The sequence below is a fragment of the Agromyces sp. GXQ0307 genome (assembly GCF_044769845.1).
Classification (GTDB): Bacteria; Actinomycetota; Actinomycetes; order Actinomycetales; family Microbacteriaceae; genus Agromyces.
Window position 1 is genome coordinate 1,066,595 of the sequence record NZ_JBIZVY010000001.1, and the last position, 16,815, is coordinate 1,083,409.

The 16,815-nt window shown below is 72.0% G+C and carries 16 protein-coding genes and 1 tRNA gene; 10 read left to right on the forward strand and 7 right to left on the reverse strand.

All coding sequences use genetic code 11. From position 1 onward, the window contains the following. Window positions 1-2 precede the first annotated feature (2 nt). The 6 genes from ACIQH8_RS04920 to ACIQH8_RS04945 all read right to left on the reverse strand — a co-directional run bounded on the left by ACIQH8_RS04920 (window position 3) and on the right by ACIQH8_RS04945 (window position 4,248). The gene (locus ACIQH8_RS04920) at window positions 3-1,166 is read right to left on the reverse strand and encodes a flavin-containing monooxygenase (protein WP_400995465.1); all 1,164 of its coding nucleotides are present in this window, start codon (window positions 1,164-1,166) and stop codon (window positions 3-5) included. A gap of 281 nt (window positions 1,167-1,447) precedes the next feature. Then, a complete protein-coding gene (rplA, locus tag ACIQH8_RS04925) occupies window positions 1,448-2,137 on the reverse strand; it encodes a 50S ribosomal protein L1 (RefSeq protein WP_400995467.1) in 690 nt (229 codons plus the stop codon). Window positions 2,138-2,280: 143 nt separating this feature from the next. Further along, window positions 2,281-2,709 (reverse strand): 50S ribosomal protein L11, encoded by a 429-nt coding sequence (gene rplK, locus ACIQH8_RS04930; RefSeq protein WP_155050323.1) that lies wholly within the window; start codon window positions 2,707-2,709, stop codon window positions 2,281-2,283. A 159-nt stretch (window positions 2,710-2,868) separates the two neighbouring features. Next, entirely contained in the window at window positions 2,869-3,792 is a 924-nt protein-coding gene (gene nusG, locus ACIQH8_RS04935; protein WP_328288710.1) for a transcription termination/antitermination protein NusG, read from the reverse strand. Window positions 3,793-3,858: 66 nt separating this feature from the next. Continuing rightward, window positions 3,859-4,134 (reverse strand): preprotein translocase subunit SecE, encoded by a 276-nt coding sequence (gene secE, locus ACIQH8_RS04940; protein WP_400995471.1) that lies wholly within the window; start codon window positions 4,132-4,134, stop codon window positions 3,859-3,861. Window positions 4,135-4,175: 41 nt separating this feature from the next. Continuing rightward, window positions 4,176-4,248 (reverse strand) — tRNA-Trp (locus ACIQH8_RS04945). 450 nt (window positions 4,249-4,698) lie between these two features. Between ACIQH8_RS04945 and ACIQH8_RS04950 the strand changes: the two genes are divergently transcribed. Both ACIQH8_RS04950 and ACIQH8_RS04955 read left to right on the forward strand, forming a co-directional pair. Next, entirely contained in the window at window positions 4,699-5,916 is a 1,218-nt protein-coding gene (locus ACIQH8_RS04950) for a pyridoxal phosphate-dependent aminotransferase (RefSeq protein WP_400995473.1), read from the forward strand. 14 nt (window positions 5,917-5,930) lie between these two features. Continuing rightward, a complete protein-coding gene (locus ACIQH8_RS04955) occupies window positions 5,931-7,442 on the forward strand; it encodes a deoxyguanosinetriphosphate triphosphohydrolase family protein (RefSeq protein WP_400995475.1) in 1,512 nt (503 codons plus the stop codon). Between the two features lie 76 nt (window positions 7,443-7,518). On the opposite strand, the gene ACIQH8_RS04960 is transcribed toward ACIQH8_RS04955, so the two are convergent. Continuing rightward, window positions 7,519-8,439 carry a LysR family transcriptional regulator ArgP gene (locus ACIQH8_RS04960; RefSeq protein ID WP_400995478.1) on the reverse strand — a complete coding sequence of 307 codons (921 nt, stop codon included), beginning with the start codon at window positions 8,437-8,439 and terminating at the stop codon, window positions 7,519-7,521. 69 nt (window positions 8,440-8,508) lie between these two features. On the opposite strand from ACIQH8_RS04960, the gene ACIQH8_RS04965 reads away from it, so the two are divergent. From ACIQH8_RS04965 to ACIQH8_RS05000, 8 genes are all read left to right on the forward strand, one after another. Further along, window positions 8,509-9,228, forward strand: coding sequence for a LysE/ArgO family amino acid transporter (locus ACIQH8_RS04965; protein ID WP_400995480.1), 720 nt, complete (start codon window positions 8,509-8,511; stop codon window positions 9,226-9,228). 439 nt (window positions 9,229-9,667) lie between these two features. Further along, window positions 9,668-10,672 (forward strand): isopenicillin N synthase family dioxygenase, encoded by a 1,005-nt coding sequence (locus tag ACIQH8_RS04970; protein WP_400995482.1) that lies wholly within the window; start codon window positions 9,668-9,670, stop codon window positions 10,670-10,672. 74 nt (window positions 10,673-10,746) lie between these two features. After that, a complete protein-coding gene (locus tag ACIQH8_RS04975) occupies window positions 10,747-11,583 on the forward strand; it encodes a YciI family protein (protein ID WP_400995484.1) in 837 nt (278 codons plus the stop codon). 68 nt (window positions 11,584-11,651) lie between these two features. After that, the gene (locus ACIQH8_RS04980; protein WP_400995486.1) at window positions 11,652-12,941 is read left to right on the forward strand and encodes an RNA polymerase sigma factor; all 1,290 of its coding nucleotides are present in this window, start codon (window positions 11,652-11,654) and stop codon (window positions 12,939-12,941) included. 191 nt (window positions 12,942-13,132) lie between these two features. Next, the gene (locus tag ACIQH8_RS04985) at window positions 13,133-14,017 is read left to right on the forward strand and encodes an ABC transporter ATP-binding protein (protein ID WP_400995489.1); all 885 of its coding nucleotides are present in this window, start codon (window positions 13,133-13,135) and stop codon (window positions 14,015-14,017) included. Continuing rightward, window positions 14,014-14,889 carry an ABC transporter permease gene (locus tag ACIQH8_RS04990; protein WP_400995492.1) on the forward strand — a complete coding sequence of 292 codons (876 nt, stop codon included), beginning with the start codon at window positions 14,014-14,016 and terminating at the stop codon, window positions 14,887-14,889. Before ACIQH8_RS04985 ends, ACIQH8_RS04990 begins: the two co-directional genes overlap by 4 nt. A gap of 39 nt (window positions 14,890-14,928) precedes the next feature. Next, a complete protein-coding gene (locus tag ACIQH8_RS04995) occupies window positions 14,929-16,128 on the forward strand; it encodes a sensor histidine kinase (RefSeq protein WP_400995494.1) in 1,200 nt (399 codons plus the stop codon). Next, the gene (locus ACIQH8_RS05000; protein WP_400995496.1) at window positions 16,125-16,805 is read left to right on the forward strand and encodes a response regulator; all 681 of its coding nucleotides are present in this window, start codon (window positions 16,125-16,127) and stop codon (window positions 16,803-16,805) included. Before ACIQH8_RS04995 ends, ACIQH8_RS05000 begins: the two co-directional genes overlap by 4 nt. Window positions 16,806-16,815 lie beyond the last annotated feature (10 nt).

Below are 16,815 nucleotides of genomic sequence, written 5' to 3' on the forward strand. Positions count from 1 at the left end.
GCTCACCGGCTCGCGGCCGACCCGACGGTCTCGACGACCGCATCCGTCCGAATCGCCGGTGTCGCGGCGATCCGCTGCGAGATGCGACGTGCGTCGCGGCCGACGCCGACCAGCGTTCCGGACCCCTCGGACTGGAGCAGGTGCAGCCCGAGCAGGTACACGCCCGGCGCGCCCTCGACGGCGCCGCGCACGTGCTCCGGCCGCCGCCCGCCCGCGAACGACGGCAGGTGGACCCAGCGGAAGTCCTCGTCGAAGCCGGTGCACCAGATGACGTTCGCGACATCGATGGCCGTCCCGTCGACGACGGGCCGGCCGCCCTCGACGCCGGTGGTCCGCGGCAGCATCCGGACACCCGCTGCCGCGAGCTCCCGCCGCCGTACCCGGATCAGCGGTTCAGCCCGACCGCGCTTCCGGTCGAGCATCCGCCGGCCGAGCGGCGTATCGGCCGTCGCGACGTACACCCCGAGGAAGCGGATCACCGGCAGGCCCCAGCGTGCTGCGGCGCGGCCGTGGCGGATCGGCAGCTGCCCGCTCGGGCGACCCGAGATCACGGTCTCGTGCGACCTGGACACGTCGAGCGCGATCTCCGACGCGGAGTTGCCGAAGCCCACGACGAGCACGCGACCCGGAGCGAGCTGCGCGGGGCTGCGGTACTCGTCGGAGTGCAGGCTCACGATGTGCGGTGCGAGCCGATCGGCGAACGCCGGCCTGCGCGGCACCTGGTGCGGTCCGGTCGCGATCACGACGTTGGCCGCCGCGAATCGCCGCCCGTCGGCGGTCGTCAGCACGTAGCGGTCGGCGATCGGGTCGAGCGCGACGACGTGCGCGCCCGTCACGACCGGGAGCCCGCCGACGCCGACGTAGTGCTCGAGGTAGTCGGCGAACTCGTCCTTGGTGGGGAACGCGAGCGGGTCGTCGCCGAACGCATGGCCGGGCAGCGCGTCGTACTTGGCCGGCGTGTTCAGTCGGAGCGAGTCCCATCGCCGTCGCCAGGCCCCGCCGATCCGATCGTGGGCGTCGAGGATCACGAAGTCCCGCCGCTGCTCCGCGAGCTCGTGTCCGATCGTGAGGCCGGCCTGTCCGCCGCCCACCACGACGGTGTCGTGCAGTTCGATCCCATTCGGGGCCACGTCCGCTGCGCGACGCGGCGTTCCCGTGGCATCCATGATGTCCTCCGTCTCCGAGTCCGGCGGGACCCGGACCCTCTGGCATCACGGTAGGCATCCGGCCCGCGCCGGCGCGTCGGGCGGATCACCCATCCCCCGCTCGTCGGATGGGCAGAACGATGCACGACCGCTCCCGGGCGCCGCCCGGGCCCCTCGGCCGTCGTGGCGACGGCGTACCGCCGCTCCCGTCGCCGCCGCAACAACGACGACGAAGGGCCCGCCAGCGAACCGGCGGGCCCTTCGGATCTCGATACGCGCTTCGCGCTACTCGATCACCGTGTTCAGATGGCGTTGACGTCCAGCGGGATGCCGGGGCCGAACGTGGTCGACACGGCGCCCTTCTGGATGTAGCGGCCCTTGGCGCTCGACGGCTTGAGGCGAACGACCTCTTCGAGAGCGGTCTTGATGTTGTCGTTCAGCTGCTCCTGCGTGAACGAGGCCTTGCCGACGACGAAGTGCACGTTGGCGTGCTTGTCGACGCGGAACTCGATCTTGCCGCCCTTGATGTCTTCCACGGCCTTGGCCGGGTTCGGGGTCACGGTGCCGGTCTTGGGGTTCGGCATGAGGCCGCGCGGACCGAGGACCTTGCCGAGACGGCCGACCTGGCCCATGAGCTCGGGGGTGGCGACGGCCGCGTCGAACGCGGTGTAGCCGCCGGCGACCTTCTCGATGAGCTCGGCGCCGCCGACCTCGTCGGCGCCGGCCGCGATCGCGGCCTCGGCCGCGGGGCCGGTCGCGAACACGATGACGCGGGCGGTCTTGCCGGTGCCGTGCGGGAGGATGACGGTGCCGCGCACCATCTGGTCGGCCTTGCGGGGGTCGACGCCGAGCTTCAGCGCGACCTCGACGGTCGAGTCGAACTTCGACGAGCCGGTCTCCTTCGCGAGCGCGACGGCGTCGGTCGGGGTGTAGTACTTGCCGGCCTCGATCTTCTCGGCCGCGGCCCGGTAGGCCTTGGACTTCTGTGCCATGTTGGTTCTCCTTGCGAGAGTGTGGTCATCGCGCCTGGCGGGCGCTGCCACGGATGAGAGTTCTGGTGAGCGGATGCCGCGTGGCATCCGTGCCCGGTGGTCGAGTAGGCGCGCAGCGCCGTATCGAGACCCGGGCGAGCCGCTTATTCGACCGTGATGCCCATCGAGCGAGCGGTGCCCGCGATGATCTTCGACGCGGCGTCGATGTCGTTGGCGTTGAGGTCGGCCATCTTCGTCTCGGCGATCTCGCGGACCTGGGCGGGCGTGATCTTGCCGACCTTGGTGGTGTGCGGGACACCCGAGCCCTTGGCGACGCCGGCGGCCTTCTTGATCAGCTCGGCGGCGGGCGGGGTCTTCAGGATGAAGGTGAACGAGCGGTCCTCGTAGACCGTGATCTCGACGGGGATGACGTTGCCCCGCTGAGCCTCGGTGGCCGCGTTGTAGGCCTTGCAGAACTCCATGATGTTCACGCCGTGCTGACCCAGGGCCGGGCCGATCGGCGGGGCCGGGTTGGCGGCGCCGGCCTTGATCTGAAGCTTGATCAGACCAGTGACCTTCTTCTTCGGTGCCATGATTTCTCTCTTCCTGTTTCGAACGCCCGACCGGAACGGCCGGGGCACTCTCCCGCGATCCCGGCGGTTCCGGTCGCGGTGGTCTGTTGTGCGGGTGTCCTGGACGCAGCACAACCCTCCGATGATACCGGAGGGTTGCTGCGGAGGCCCTGAGAGCCCCTAGAGCTTGGTGACCTGGTCGAAGCTGAGCTCGACCGGGGTCTCGCGCTCGAAGAGCGAGACGAGGACCGTGAGCTTGCCGCTCTCGGGCTTGATCTCGCTGATCGTGCCGGGAAGGCCCGCGAACGAGCCGTCCTTGATGGTGATGGTCTCGCCGATCTCGAAGTCGACCTCGGCGGGGATCTGGCGTGCGGCGCCGCCCGCGGCGGCCCCCTTCGCACCCTTGGCGGGCGCGACGTCCTTGATGTCGACGAGGCTCTTCAGCATGTTGAAGGCCTCCTCGAAGCGGAGGGGGGTCGGGTTGTGCGCGTTGCCCACGAAGCCGGTGACGCCGGGAGTGTGGCGGATGACCGACCAGCTCTCCTCGTTGAGCTCCATGCGGACCAGCACGTAGCCGGGCACGCGGACGCGCGTGACCATCTTGCGCTGGCCGTTCTTGATCTCGACGACATCCTCCATCGGCACCTCGACCTGGTGGATGTAGTCGGCCATCGCCATGGTCTCGCGACGCTGCTCGACGTTCGCCTTCACCCGGCGCTCGAAGCCCGCGTAGGAGTGGACGACGTACCACTTGCCCGGGAGGAAGCGCAGCTCGTTGCGGAACGCCTCGTACGGGTCGTGGTCCTCGTCCTCCTCGGTGACGGCCTCGAAGGCCGCCTCGGCCTCGTCGGCGGAGTCGATCTCGAGGGCGTCGTCGACGACCGCATCGGCCTCGGGGTCGGTCGCCTCGGCGATCGCGTCGAGGACGGCGTCGAGGTCGACGTCGTTGCCCTCGTCGTCGACGACGTGCACGGCGCGGTGCTCGGCCGGCTCCGCCGAATCCTCGTCGCGCTCGAGCGAGTTGCCCTCCTGCGCCTCGTCCTCCTCGGAGGACTGCTCGGCAGCGGTCGCCCAGTCGACGTCCTGGCGCTCGTTCTTCGACACTTCCTCAATCCTTCTTTCTGCCGTGCCACCGGTGACCGGCGGGCAGGTGTCGGGCCGACGGCCCGATCAGACCCCCGGCGTTCCGAAGACGAACACGACCAGCCACGAGAAGAGCTGGTCGAGCCCATAGACGATCGCCATCATGATGGCCACGAAGACCAGCACCACCGCGGTGAAGCTCGCAAGCTCCTTGCGCGTCGGGGTGACGACCTTCTTCAGCTCGCCGATGACCTGTCGGATGAACAGGGCGATCCGGGCGAAGGGGTTGCGCCGCGCCGCGCTCTCGCGCTTGGCGTTGGCGACGACATCCTCGCTGGGTTCGTCGAGTACTTTCCGGGCCACCTCGTACACCTTTCATGGGCCGGCCATCGCCGGCCGGCTCGCAGGGCGGACAGGACTCGAACCTGCAACCTGCGGTTTTGGAGACCGCTGCTCTACCAATTGAGCCACCGCCCTAAGCGACCCGGCTGACCGGATCACCTCGGGTCGAAGTCGCTTCGATCGGCATTCGCAACGAGCAGGTCACCCGCCGTGAAGGCGCGTTCGATCTTGGCTGACTTCAACAACCTCACCAAGTGTATGCGACGTCGGAAGGTGCGCCAAACCGTGGCCCGACGCGCGCCCGCCGCCCGACCCACGACGGCGCCGCGACGACACGGGACGTACGTCCCGCGCGGGCGACGACCGATCGGCGTATCGTGAGCCGTGTGGCCGCCCAGGCGGTGCACACAGGTTTCGGGGAAGCGCGCCTGTGGGGGCAGGCGCCGGACGCCGCGGCTCGGGGGAACACCGCCGCGGCGTCCCTCTCTGGGCCGGTTCCCGCCGGCGCACTCCGGCCGATTCACGCTGACGGACTCCCGACCGATTCCCACTGACGCGCGAGAGCCCGCGCCGTAGGCTGGGAGCGTGACCGATCAGCGCCGTCTCTCCGCCCGCATCTCCGCCATCGCCGAGTCCGCGACCCTCAAGGTCGATGCCAAGGCCAAGGCCCTCCAGGCCGAGGGGCGACCGGTGATCTCGTACGCGGCGGGCGAGCCCGACTTCCCGACTCCCGCGCATATCGTCGAAGCGGCGCTCGAAGCCGTTCGCGATCCCCGCAACCACCGCTACACGCCGGCGGCCGGCCTCCCCGACCTGCGCGAGGCCATCGCGGCGAAGACCCTGCGCGACTCCGGACTCGCGGCCGGCGCGAACCAGGTCGTGGTCACCAACGGCGGCAAGCAGGCCGTGTACCAGGCCTTCCAGGTGCTGCTCGACGACGGCGACGAGGTGCTCGTTCCCACGCCGTACTGGACCACCTACCCCGAGGCCATCAAGCTCGCGGGCGGCCGCCAGGTCGACGTCTTCGCGGGCTCCGAGCAGGGCTACCTCGTCACGGTCGAGCAGCTCGAGGCGGCACGCACCGACCGCACCCGGGCACTGCTCTTCGTGTCGCCGTCGAACCCGACCGGCGCGGTCTACCCGCCCGACCAGGTGAAGGCCATCGGCGAGTGGGCCCTGGAGCACGGTATCTGGGTCGTGACCGATGAGATCTACCAGAACCTCACCTATGCGGAGGACCCGGAGGCGACGCCGCCTCGTGCACTCTCGATCGTCGAGGCCGTGCCGGGCCTCGCAGACCAGGCGATCCTCGTGAACGGCGTCGCGAAGACCTACGCGATGACCGGCTGGCGCCTCGGTTGGATGGTCGGCCCCGCCGACGTCATGAAGGGCGCCGCGAACCTGCAGTCGCACCTCACCTCGAACGTCTCGAACATCTCGCAGCGCGCCGCCCTCGCGGCCCTCACCGGCCCGCAGGAGCCGGTCGAGGAGATGCGCCGCGCGTTCGACCGTCGTCGCCGCACGATCGTCGCCGAGCTGTCGAAGATCGAGGGGATGTCGGTGCCCGTTCCCGAAGGTGCCTTCTACGTCTACCCCGACGTCACGGGCCTCCTCGGCCGGGAGTGGGGCGGCGTGACGCCCACGACCTCGCTCGAGCTCGCCGACCTGATGCTCGAGCGCGCGGAGGTCGCGGCGGTCCCGGGCGAGGCGTTCGGACCGAGCGGCTTCCTGCGCTTCAGCTACGCCCTCGGCGACGAACCGCTCCTCGAGGGCGTGCAGCGGTTGCAGGGGCTGTTCTCCTGAGCGAGCTCCCGCCGATGGGTCGTGCGGAGCGGCGCACGCCCGAGCCCCGCAGCAGCGCCGACGTCGTCGGCGAGCACTCGCAGTTCCGGCTCGACCTCGAGCGGGTGCGGTTCTCGGCGTACTTCTCGCGCCTGTCGGCGGTCACCCAGGTGATCGGGCAGCCGGGCGCCGGGCCGCTCATCCACAACCGGCTCACGCACTCGATCAAGGTGACCGCGGTCGCGCGCGCCATCGCGGTGAAGATGACGGATGCCTCGTCGCCGACGCGCGAGTTCGCCCTCGCGCACGGCTGCGATGCGGTGGTCGTCCAGGCCGCCGCGTCGGCGCACGACCTGGGGCACCCGCCGTTCGGGCACCTCGGCGAGCGCGTGCTCGACCGACTCGCCCGCGACACGCTGGGCCTGCCCGACGGGTTCGAGGGAAACGCGCAGACCTACCGAATCGTGACGACGCTCGACGTGAGCGAGGTCGCGCCGCGCGGCCTCAACCTCACGGCCGCGGTGCGGAGCGCGGTCGCGAAGTACCCGTGGACCCGCCACGTGGACGTGTCCGCCCTCGGCGACGGGCCCCTGCCACGCGGCATCCGTCGCACCGATCGCGGGGTCGAGGCACTGAAGTTCTCGGCGTACGGGATCGACGCGGCCGACCTCGTCGAGGCGCGGAACGGGCATCCGTCGCTCCGGCAGTCGCTCGAGTGCTCCATCATGGACATCGCCGACGACATCGCGTACTCGATCCACGACGTGGACGACTTCCACCGTGCGGGCCTCCTCGGCCAGGGCGCCGTGGCGCGCGAGTTCCGCGGATGGATCGAGTCGGGGCTGCAGCTGCGCGACCTCGACGACGCGGAGCTCGCCCGGCGCAGCGCGCCGCCCGGCAGTGCGCTCGAGGCGCTACGACGGAAGATGCACGCGACCGACCCGTGGATCGCGGGCGACGAGGCGTTCCGCGCCGCGGTCGGCGTGGTCGCCGACGACCTGGTCGACGGGCTGCTGGCGAGCCCCTTCGACGGTTCGATCGCGGCCGAACGGGCGCTGTCGTCGTTCACGAACCGGTGGATCGACCACCTGCAGTCGTCGGTCGTGCCGGCGCCCGACGGTGTGGTGCGCGCCGGCCTCGTGACGCTCGACGAGCGGGCCTGGCACGAGGTCGAGATCCTGAAGTTCGTGCACCGGCACTTCATCCTCGACCGGTCCGACATCGTGATGTACCAGCGCGGCCTCAGCCGCGTGATCACGCGGGCCGTGAAGGGCCTCACGGCGTGGCTGCGCGACGAGGACGACCGGGATCGCGTGCCGCAGCGGCTCCGCGAGCTCGTCGAGATCGCGACCGACGGGTACGACGCGCTCCGGACGACGCGCCCGGAGGGCGTGCCCGTCCCGGAGGCGTCGGACGTGCGGGCGCTCGGTGTCGGCCGCGGCGTCGTCGACTACGTGGCGTCGCTTTCCGACGATCAGGCGCTCGCCGTGTCCGAGGCGATCGACGGGCGCCCCGACCGGCTCTGGGACATCGGGCAGAACCTCTGATCGGTGGTCGAGTAGGACGCGAAGCGCCCGTATCGAGACCAGCGCGTGGGCGCGGTCTCGATCCGCTCCTGCGGTGCTACTCGACCACCGGCGGGCGAGCGACGGATGGCTCGAGTGCGCGCCGCGCGTCGCGGATCAGTCCGTCGGCGATCGCGTCGAGGAGCGGCGAGCCCAGGTTCCACTGCTGCCAGAACAGCGGCACGTCGACGGGCGGCCCGCCGAGTGCGACGAGCCGGCCGTCGGCGAGGTCGTCGTCGGACTGGAACCCGGGAAGCAGCCCCCAGCCGAGCCCGAGCTTGATCGCGGTCGCGAAGTCGTTCGACGCGGGCACGAAGTGCCGCGGCGGGTCGGCGGCATCCGCGCCGACCATCCGCAGGTACTCGCCCTGCAGGTCGTCGCGCCGGTCGAAGTCGACGCGCGGCGCGGCCGCCAGCGCCGCGGCATCCGCCCCGCCGGGACACCACCGCGCAACCCACGCCGGCGTCGCGACGGCGGTGTAGCGCATCACGCCGAGCGGGCGGACGAGGCATCCCGCCACCGGCGTCGCCTGCGAGGTCACGGCGCCCATGACGGTGCCGGATTCGAGGAGTCCGGCCGTGAAGTCCTGGTCGTCGCGGTGCAGGTCGAACACGACCGGATGTGCCTCGGCGATGCGCGCGAGCGCGGGGAGGAACCAGGTCGCGAGCGAGTCGGCGTTGACGGCGAGCGGCACGGTCGTGGGGCGGGCGGATGCCGCGTCGTCGCCGCCGAAGGCGACCAGCGCGTCGTGCTCGAGCAGCGAGAGCTGCCGCGCGAGGCGTACCACTGCGGCGCCCGCCTCGGTGGGGCGCACGGGCTTCGAGCGCACGACGAGCACGCGGCCGAGGCGCTGCTCGAGCTGCTTGACGCGCTGCGAGACCGCCGACGGCGTGACGCGGAGCTCGGCGGCAGCGGCCTCGAAGGTGCCGCCGTCGATCACGGCGGCGAGCGTGCGCGCGAGGTCGAGCGGAATCTGCATGAAGAGATGCTAATGCTGATGAAGAATCCTGAGCTGGTTTTCATCATGGTGGCGACGTACCGTCGGGCCGTGGATCTCTCCGTGCTCGCCGCCGGCCTCGGCCTCGGCTTCTCCCTCATCGTCGCGATCGGCGCGCAGAACGTGTTCGTCCTGCGCCAAGGCATCCGTCGCGAGCACGTGTTCGTCGTCGCGGCGATCTGCACGGTCTCCGATGCACTGCTCATCGTCGCCGGCGTCGGCGGCATGGGTGCGATGCTGCAGGCGATGCCGTGGCTCGTGGGCGTCGCGCGGTGGGCGGGCGCGATCTTCCTCGTCGGGTACGCGGTGCTCGCGGCGCGACGGGCATGGCGCGGCTCGGAGTCGGGGCTCGTCGTGGATCCCGACGAGCAGACCTCGGGTGGTCGAGTCGCACGAAGCACGCACCAAGACCCGGGCGAGGGTCTCGATACGGGCGCTGGCGCGCCCTACTCGACCACCGGCCTGGCGACGCGAACCGGGGCGCGACTGCTGCCGGTCGTGCTCACGGTGCTCGCGCTCACGTGGCTGAACCCGCACGTGTACCTCGACACGGTCGTGCTGCTCGGCTCGGTCGGGGCGACGCACGGCGACGCCCGTTGGACCTTCGCCCTCGGCGCCGCGATCGCGAGCGCCGTCTGGTTCTTCGGCCTCGCCTACGGTGCCCGGCTCCTCGGCGGGGTGCTCGCAAGCCCGCGCGCGTGGCGCGTGCTCGACGGCATCATCGCCGTCGTCATGCTCGCGATCGCCGTCTCGCTCGTGCTCCCGGCCTGAGGATCCGCGTCGGCGTCGCCGACCGACGCCAGCGCTCGGTCCGGGGCGAGTTCGCAGGACGAGACGCCCGAAGGGCGCCCCCTGGGCGGCCTCGGCCCGCTCATCCTGCGAATGCGAGGGCGCCCCGACCGAACGGGGGATTGCGGAGCACCGCTCGACCCGTGCTAGCGTGTCCGCCATCGTGAGTACTGACACCTGTCGCTGCTGTCGCCGCTAGGCGATCGTCCTCCCCGACGATCCCAGGGCGCGATTCCTACGCGCCGCCGACCGCAGCCCAGCTCACGCCGCATCCGACGCGTCCGCGTCAGCCCCGCAGCATCCGTCTCGACGTCCTTCCCCCACGAGAAGACCCGAACCGGATGCCACGGGCAGACGTCCCAGGATGCCGGGGCCGCATCGTCGGCGCACCACCCTCCGGCACCTCGAAAGGACCACGCACATGTCCGGCATCCCCGTCCTCGACCTCTCCCTCCTCAACGGCACGCCCGAGCAGCAGGCGGCATTCCGCGACGACCTGCGTCGCGCGACGCACGAGGTCGGCTTCTTCTCGCTCGTCGGCCACGGCGTGCCGGGCGAGCTCATCGACCGCGCCTACGAGGTCGCCCGCGCGTTCTTCGCACTGCCCGAGTCGCACAAGCTCGCGATCGAGAACGTGAAGAGCCCGCACTTCCGCGGCTACACGCGCATGGGCGGCGAGCGCACACAGGGTCGCGTCGACATCCGCGAGCAGATCGACATCGGCGCCGAGCGCCCCGCGGTGCCGGTCGGCCCCGACACCCCCGACTACCTGGTCCTGCAGGGGCCGAACCTCTGGCCCGAGGCGCTGCCCGAGCTGCGCGAGGTCGCCGAGGAGTGGATCGCCCGGCTCGACGAGGTCGGCACGCGGCTGCTCCGCGCCTGGGCCGAGGCGCTCGGCGCGCCATCCGACACCTTCGACGCCGCGTTCGCGACGCCCTCGCCGTACATGAAGATCGTGCGCTACCCGGGCGTCGAGGCCGAGCAGCCCGCGCAGGGCGTGGGCGCGCACAAGGACCTCGGCGTGCTCACGCTCCTCTCGGTCGAGGAGGGCAAGGCGGGTCTGCAGGTCGAGGAGGACGGCGAGTGGATCGACGTCACGCCGCCCGCGGGCTCGTTCGTGGTGAACATCGGCGAGCTGCTCGAGATCGCGACCGGCGGCTACCTCAAGGCGACGCTGCACCGCGTGGTCTCGCCCGAGCCGGGCACCGAGCGCATCTCGATCCCCTACTTCCACGGGCCGGCGCTGGATGCCACAATCCCGACGATCGAACTGCCGCCGGCCCTCGCGGCCGAGGCGCGCGGCGTCACACAGGACCCGGCGAACCCGCTGCACGCCGTGTTCGGCGAGAACTGGCTGAAGAGCCGACTGCGCGCGCACCCCAACGTGGTGGAGGCGCAGCACCCGCGGCTGCTCGTCGGCGCCTGAGTCCGCGAGCTGTCGAAAACGGGTTCCGCCGTTCGTCGTACGTGCGTAGCGTGACCGAGAGAAGGGATTCCGTCATGGAGTACGCACTGTTCTACGCCGAGGGCGCCGACGCGCTCCCCTACGCGCCGGCCGACGACAACGTCGGCGAGTGGGTGGACGAGGTCGAGGCGCGCGGCGTCTCCGAGTACGGCGAGCGACTGCGGCCCGAGCAGGATGCCACGACCGTCCGCGTGCGCGGCGGCGAGATCCTCGTGGTCGACGGGCCGTTCACCGAGTCGAAGGAGACGATCGGCGGGTTCGACGTGATCGACGCCCGCGACCTCGACGAGGCGATCGAGATCGCGTCGAAGCACCCGGTGGCCTCATTCGGCCGCGTCGAGATCCGGCCGTTCGTGCGCTGGCCCGACGCCGACCCCGACGCGCGGATCGTGCCGGACGGCTTCGCCGACGAGGCGCCGCGAGGGCGGCGCTACCTCATGCTCGTGGTCGTCGAGCCCGGCGGCGAGCGCGGCGAAGACGGGGCCGAGGGCGAGGACGGAAGCGTCGACCCGTGGGTGCGCGAGATGGACGGCCGTGGCGTGCGGCGCTTCGGCGAAGTGCTGCGACCGCCAGCGGATGCCACGTTCGTGCGCCGTCGCCACGGCGAGGTGCTCGTGACCGACGGCGGCTTCGCCGAGGCGAAGGAGTGGGTCGCGGGCTTCGACCTCATCGAGGTGCAGGGCGGGCTCGCCGAGGCCATCGAGGTCGCCTCGAAGCACCCGATGGCGCGCGGCGGCGCGATCGAGCTTCGACCGCTGTGGCCGTTCGACGTGCACGAGGACCACGTGGCCCGCACCGAGCGCGAGGCGGGCGATCGCGGTCTCCGACTCGAACCGCCGGCTGCCGAGGCCCTCGCGGGGGTCGCACGCTGACGCGGTCGCACCGCGCGGCGGCGGGTGCGGGCGGCGCAGACCCGCTCGCACCCGATGTCGCTGCCGCGTTGCGCCACGCGTACGTCTCCGAGTGGGCGCGGGTCGTCGCGACGCTGATCCGGGTCACGGGCGACTGGGATGTCGCGGAGGAGGCGGCATCCGCGGCCTTCGAGCGTGCGGCGACGACGTGGCCGCGCGACGGGGTGCCGCGGAACCCGGGCGCGTGGCTCACGACCGCGGCCCGCAACCTCGCGATGGACCGGCTGCGGCGACGTGGCGTCGAGGCTGAGAAGGTCGGGGAGTGGATGGCGATGGAACAGGTCTCCGGCCGTGCCGGCGGCCCGCCCGACCCGGCCGACGTCGTCGCCGACGAGTCGCCGCAGTGGGACGACCGGCTGCGGCTGATCTTCACGTGCGCGCATCCGGCGCTGCCGATGGAGTCGCGCGTCGCGTTGACGCTGCGCACCGTCGGCGGACTGGAGACCGGTGAGATCGCCCGCGCGTTCCTCGTGACCGAGGCGACCATGGGGCAGCGCATCTCACGGGCCAAGCGCAAGATCCGGCACGCCGGCATCCCGTACCGCGTGCCATCCGCCGACCTGCTGCCCGAGCGGCTCGACGGCGTGCTCGCCGTGCTCTACCTGATCGCGAACGAAGGCTACCTCGCGTCGCACGGCGATGCCCTGCAGCGCCTCGACCTCGCCGCCGAGGCGATCCGGTTGACGCGGCTGGTGGTGGCGCTGCTGCCCGGCGCCGACGAGGCGACGGCGCTGCTCGCGATGCTGCTCCTCCAGCACGCCCGCTCGGCGGCACGGGTCGACGGCGACGGCGACCTCGTGCCGCTGCCCGACCAGGACCGCTCGCAGTGGGACGCGGCCGAGCTCGCCGAGGGGCTCGCCCTGCTCGGCGACGTCGGTACCGGCGGCCCGGCCGGTTCCGGCGGCCCCGGCGGCGACGCCGGTGCCGGCGACCCGCCCGGCCCGTACCGGCTGCAGGCCGAGATCCAGGCGGCGCACGCCCGCGCCCGCACCGCCGACGACACCGACTGGCCGGCGATCGCCGCCCGCTACGACGCCCTCGCGATGCTCGCCGACTCGCCCTTCGTCGCCCTGAACCGGGCGATCGCCCGCGGCATGGCGTTCGGCCCGCAGGCGGGTCTCGACGACCTCGCGCTGCTCGAGGCATCCGGTCGGCTCGACGGCTACCACCTGCTGCCCGCCGCACAGGCCGACCTGCTGCGCCGTCTGGGTGAAACGGATGCCGCGGCATCCCGCTACCGCGAGGCGATCGCGCTCGCCCGCACCACGCCCGAGCGGCGGTTCCTCGAGCGCCGTCTCGCCGAGCTCGCGTCCTCCTGAGGCTCAGCCGTCCCGATCCGCGGATATATGATCCGGCACCCGGGCGATCGGGCCGGAAGCCCGGCGCGCCCGATCGTATATCCGCAGAAGTGAGCGGTGGCGGGGCGGGGGCGGCATCCACCGATCGGTGGAGGGCGGAATCGACCGCTCCACGGCTTCCGGTCGGGCCGGTCGAGGAGGAGGCTCGAGGCATGGACACCACCCCAGCAGTCCGGATCCGCGGACTCCGCAAGCAGTACGGCGACGTCGCCGCGGTCGACGGGGTCGACCTCGACATCGCGCGCGGCGAGACGTTCGCCCTCCTCGGCCCGAACGGCGCCGGCAAGTCGACCACGATCGAGATCCTCGAGGGCTACCGCCTGCGCACGGGCGGCGACGCGAGCGTGCTCGGCGTCGACCCCGCTCACGGCGGCCTCGAGTGGAAGTCGCGCATCGGCATCGTGCTCCAGTCGGGCACCGAGAGCGGCGCGATGACCGTGCGCGAGCAGCTCGCACACTTCGCCGGGCTCTATCCGCACCCGCGCGACGTCGACGAGGTGATCGCCGCCGTGGGCCTCGACGCGAAGGCGCGAACGCGCATCGCGAAGCTCTCCGGCGGCCAGCGTCGGCGGCTCGACGTCGCGCTGGGCATCATCGGCCGGCCCGAACTGCTGTTCCTCGACGAGCCCACGACGGGCTTCGACCCCGAGGCCCGACGAGAGTTCTGGGACCTCATCCGCGTGCTGAAGGGAGAGGGAACGACCATCCTGCTCACGACGCACTACCTCGACGAGGCCGCACAGCTCGGCGATCGGGCCGGCATCATCATCGGCGGCAGGCTCGTCGACGTGGGACCCGTGCACGAACTCGGCGGCGCCGAGGCGCGCGTGCCGATCGTCCGCTGGCGCGACCGCGACGGCGCCACGCGCGAGATCCGCACCGAACGGCCAGCGGAGATCGTGGCATCCGTCGCCCGCGACCTCGGCACCGAGCCCGCCGAGCTCGAGGTCATCCGTCCGAGCCTCGAGGACATCTACCTGGGACTGGTCCGCGCCTCCGGCGCGGAGGCCCGCGAGACCGAGGAGGCCCGCGCATGAGCGCCACCGACCTGACCACCACCGGCCCGAGCCCGGAGGGCGGCACCGCCGGCATCCGTCGCCCCGGGCGCCTCCCGCTCGGCGTCTCCCGCATCGGGTACGAGGTGAAGAGCTACTTCCGCTCGCCCGACGCCGTGTTCTTCACGTTCCTGTTCCCGTTCATCATGCTCGGCATCTTCACGGCCGCGTTCAGTTCGGCGGGCGACATCCAGCCCGGCCCGGGTACGGAGGGGATCTCGGTCGGTGCCTACTACCTGCCCGGCCTGCTCGCCGCCGGCATGCTGCTCTCGGGCGTGCAGAACCTCGCGATCGACATCGCGATCGAGAAGGGCGACGGCACGCTGAAGCGGCTCGGCGGCACACCGCTCTCGCCCGTGTCGTACTTCATCGGCAAGTTCGGGCAGGTCTTCGTGACCGGCGTGCTGCAGGCCGCGCTGCTGCTCCTCGCCGCGGCCACGATCTTCGGTATCGCGCTGCCCACCGAGCCCGCGAAGTGGGCGACCTTCGCCTGGGTGTTCGTGCTCGGTGTCGCCACGTCGGCGTTCCTCGGCATCGCGCTCTCGTCGGTGCCGCGCTCGGGCAAGTCGGCGGCCGCGGTCGTGATCCCGATCCTGCTCGTGCTGCAGTTCATCTCGGGCGTCTACCTGCAGTTCTACGCGCTGCCCGAGTGGATGCAGAATGTGGCGAGCCTCTTCCCGCTGAAGTGGATGGCGCAGGGGATGCGCGCCGTGTTCCTGCCCGAGGACTTCGCGGTGCTCGAGCAGAACGGCGAGTGGGACCTCGGCTGGGTCGCGGTCGCGCTGCTCGCCTGGCTGGTGATCGGCCTCATCCTCAGCCGCCTGACCTTCCGGTGGATCCGGCGCGACGCGTGAGCGCTGCGCGGCACGAGACCCCTGTGGGAGCCTGAGTCCATGCAGAACGTGCGGTGGTGGGATGCCGCGGCGGTCGCGGTCGCGGTCGTGATCGCCGCGATCTCGCTGCTCGACCCGCCGTTCGGCGCCGACGACGTCGGGGTATGGGTGACTGCGGGGGTCTTCGTCGTCGTCCACTTCGCCTGGGGGCGCCGGTGCGTCCCGGTCACCGGCGTCCGCACGCACCTCGCGATCTCGCTCGCCTACGCCGTGCTCCTCGCGGTCGGCACCACGATCGAGCCGTCGTTCGCGATCCTGCAGGCGTTCCTGTACCCGTTCGTCTGGTCGACGTCGCCGAACACGCGCAGCGCGATCATCGCGAACCTCGCCATCGCGGTCGCGATCGTGGTCGGCTACGCGGTGCGGGAGTGGCCGGCCGGCCTCGTGGTCGGCGCCGTGGTCGCCGCCCTCTCGGTCGGATTCAGCATCGCCCTCGGGCTGTGGATCACGCGGATCGCGCAGTTCGGCGAGGAGCGGGCCCGCCTGCTCGCCGAGCTTCAGGCCGCGCAGGGCCAGCTCGCCGCGATGCACCGCGACGCGGGCGTCGCCGATGAGCGGGCCCGACTGGCCCGCGAGATCCACGACACCATTGCGCAGAGCCTCACCGGACTCGTGATGGTCGCACAGCGCACCGGGCGACGGCTCGTGGGCGTCGAGGGTGCGGACGCGGCATCCGCTCGAGCAGATCTCGAACTCATGGAGCAGATGGCCCGCGAGGCGCTCACCGAGGCGCGCGGGCTCGTCGCGTCGCTCGCGCCCGTCGACCCCGAGGCGGGGCTCGGTGAGGCGCTGCGACGGCTCGCGAGCTCGTTCGAACGCGAGACCGGCGTGCGGGTGACGGTGACGACGGATGCCTCGAGGCTCGACCGCGAACTCGAGGTCGTGCTGCTCCGCAGCGCGCAGGAGGCGCTCGCGAACGTCCGCAAGCACGCGAACGCGAGCGCGGCCGAGATCGTCGTCACGTCCGCCGGGACGCCGCCCGAGGTCGTGCTCGCGGTGCGCGACGACGGCGTCGGACCCGGTGACGCGGCGCCCGGCGAGAACGGCTTCGGGCTCGCCGGCATGCGCGACCGCGTCGCCCTCGTCGGGGGCCGCCTCGAGTTCGGCCCCGGTCACGGCGGCGGGACCGTGCTGCGCGTGGTCGTGCCGGAGGTGCGGGACGCCGTTCGACGGGATGAGCCGACGGGAGCGGAGACGTGAGCGGAGACGTACGCGCAGACGTGCGCGAGCCGATCCGCGTCGTCGTCGCCGACGACCACCCGATCGTCCGGTCGGGCATCGTCGGGCTGCTCGAGTCCGAGCCGGGGATCGAGGTCGTCGGCGAAGCCGTCGACGGCGCGGAGGCGGTCGCACTCGCGGCCGAGCTGCGGCCCGACCTCGTGCTCATGGACCTCCGGATGCCCGTGCTCGACGGCGCCGCCGCGACCGAGCGGATCCTGGCATCCGCCGGCGCCGCCGGCACGCGCGTGCTCGTGCTCACGACGTACGAGACCGACGACCACATCCTCGCCGCGATCGAGGCGGGCGCCAGCGGCTACCTGCTGAAGGCCGCGCCGCAGGAGGAGATCCTGGCCGGCATCCGCTCGGTCGCCGCGGGCGAGACGGTGCTCGCGCCGTCGATCGCGGCGAAGCTCGTCGCGCGCGTGCGCTCGGGGGCCGCGGCCGGCGCCGCCGCGACGGCCACCCCGTCGCTCTCGCCGCGCGAACTGGAGGTGCTCCGGCTCGTCGCCGACGGTCGGTCCAACCCCGAGATCGGCCGGATGCTGCACATCGGCGAGGCGACGGTGAAGACGCACCTCATCCACGTGTTCGAGAAGCTCGAGGTCGGCGACCGCACGCGCGCGGTGACCCGGGCGATGGAGCTCGGGCTGCTCTGAGCGCGTCTCC

Coding starts and splice junctions, on each gene's coding strand:
- ACIQH8_RS04975 (WP_400995484.1), top strand. CDS start 10,747: ATGGAGTACGCACTGTTCTACGCCGAGGGCGCCGACGCGCTCCCCTAC.
- rplA (WP_400995467.1), bottom strand. CDS start 2,137: ATGGCACAGAAGTCCAAGGCCTACCGGGCCGCGGCCGAGAAGATCGAG.
- ACIQH8_RS04990 (WP_400995492.1), top strand. CDS start 14,014: ATGAGCGCCACCGACCTGACCACCACCGGCCCGAGCCCGGAGGGCGGC.
- ACIQH8_RS04995 (WP_400995494.1), top strand. CDS start 14,929: ATGCAGAACGTGCGGTGGTGGGATGCCGCGGCGGTCGCGGTCGCGGTC.
- ACIQH8_RS04955 (WP_400995475.1), top strand. CDS start 5,931: ATGGGTCGTGCGGAGCGGCGCACGCCCGAGCCCCGCAGCAGCGCCGAC.
- ACIQH8_RS04970 (WP_400995482.1), top strand. CDS start 9,668: ATGTCCGGCATCCCCGTCCTCGACCTCTCCCTCCTCAACGGCACGCCC.
- ACIQH8_RS04920 (WP_400995465.1), bottom strand. CDS start 1,166: ATGGATGCCACGGGAACGCCGCGTCGCGCAGCGGACGTGGCCCCGAAT.
- ACIQH8_RS04960 (WP_400995478.1), bottom strand. CDS start 8,439: ATGCAGATTCCGCTCGACCTCGCGCGCACGCTCGCCGCCGTGATCGAC.
- rplK (WP_155050323.1), bottom strand. CDS start 2,709: ATGGCACCGAAGAAGAAGGTCACTGGTCTGATCAAGCTTCAGATCAAG.
- ACIQH8_RS04985 (WP_400995489.1), top strand. CDS start 13,133: ATGGACACCACCCCAGCAGTCCGGATCCGCGGACTCCGCAAGCAGTAC.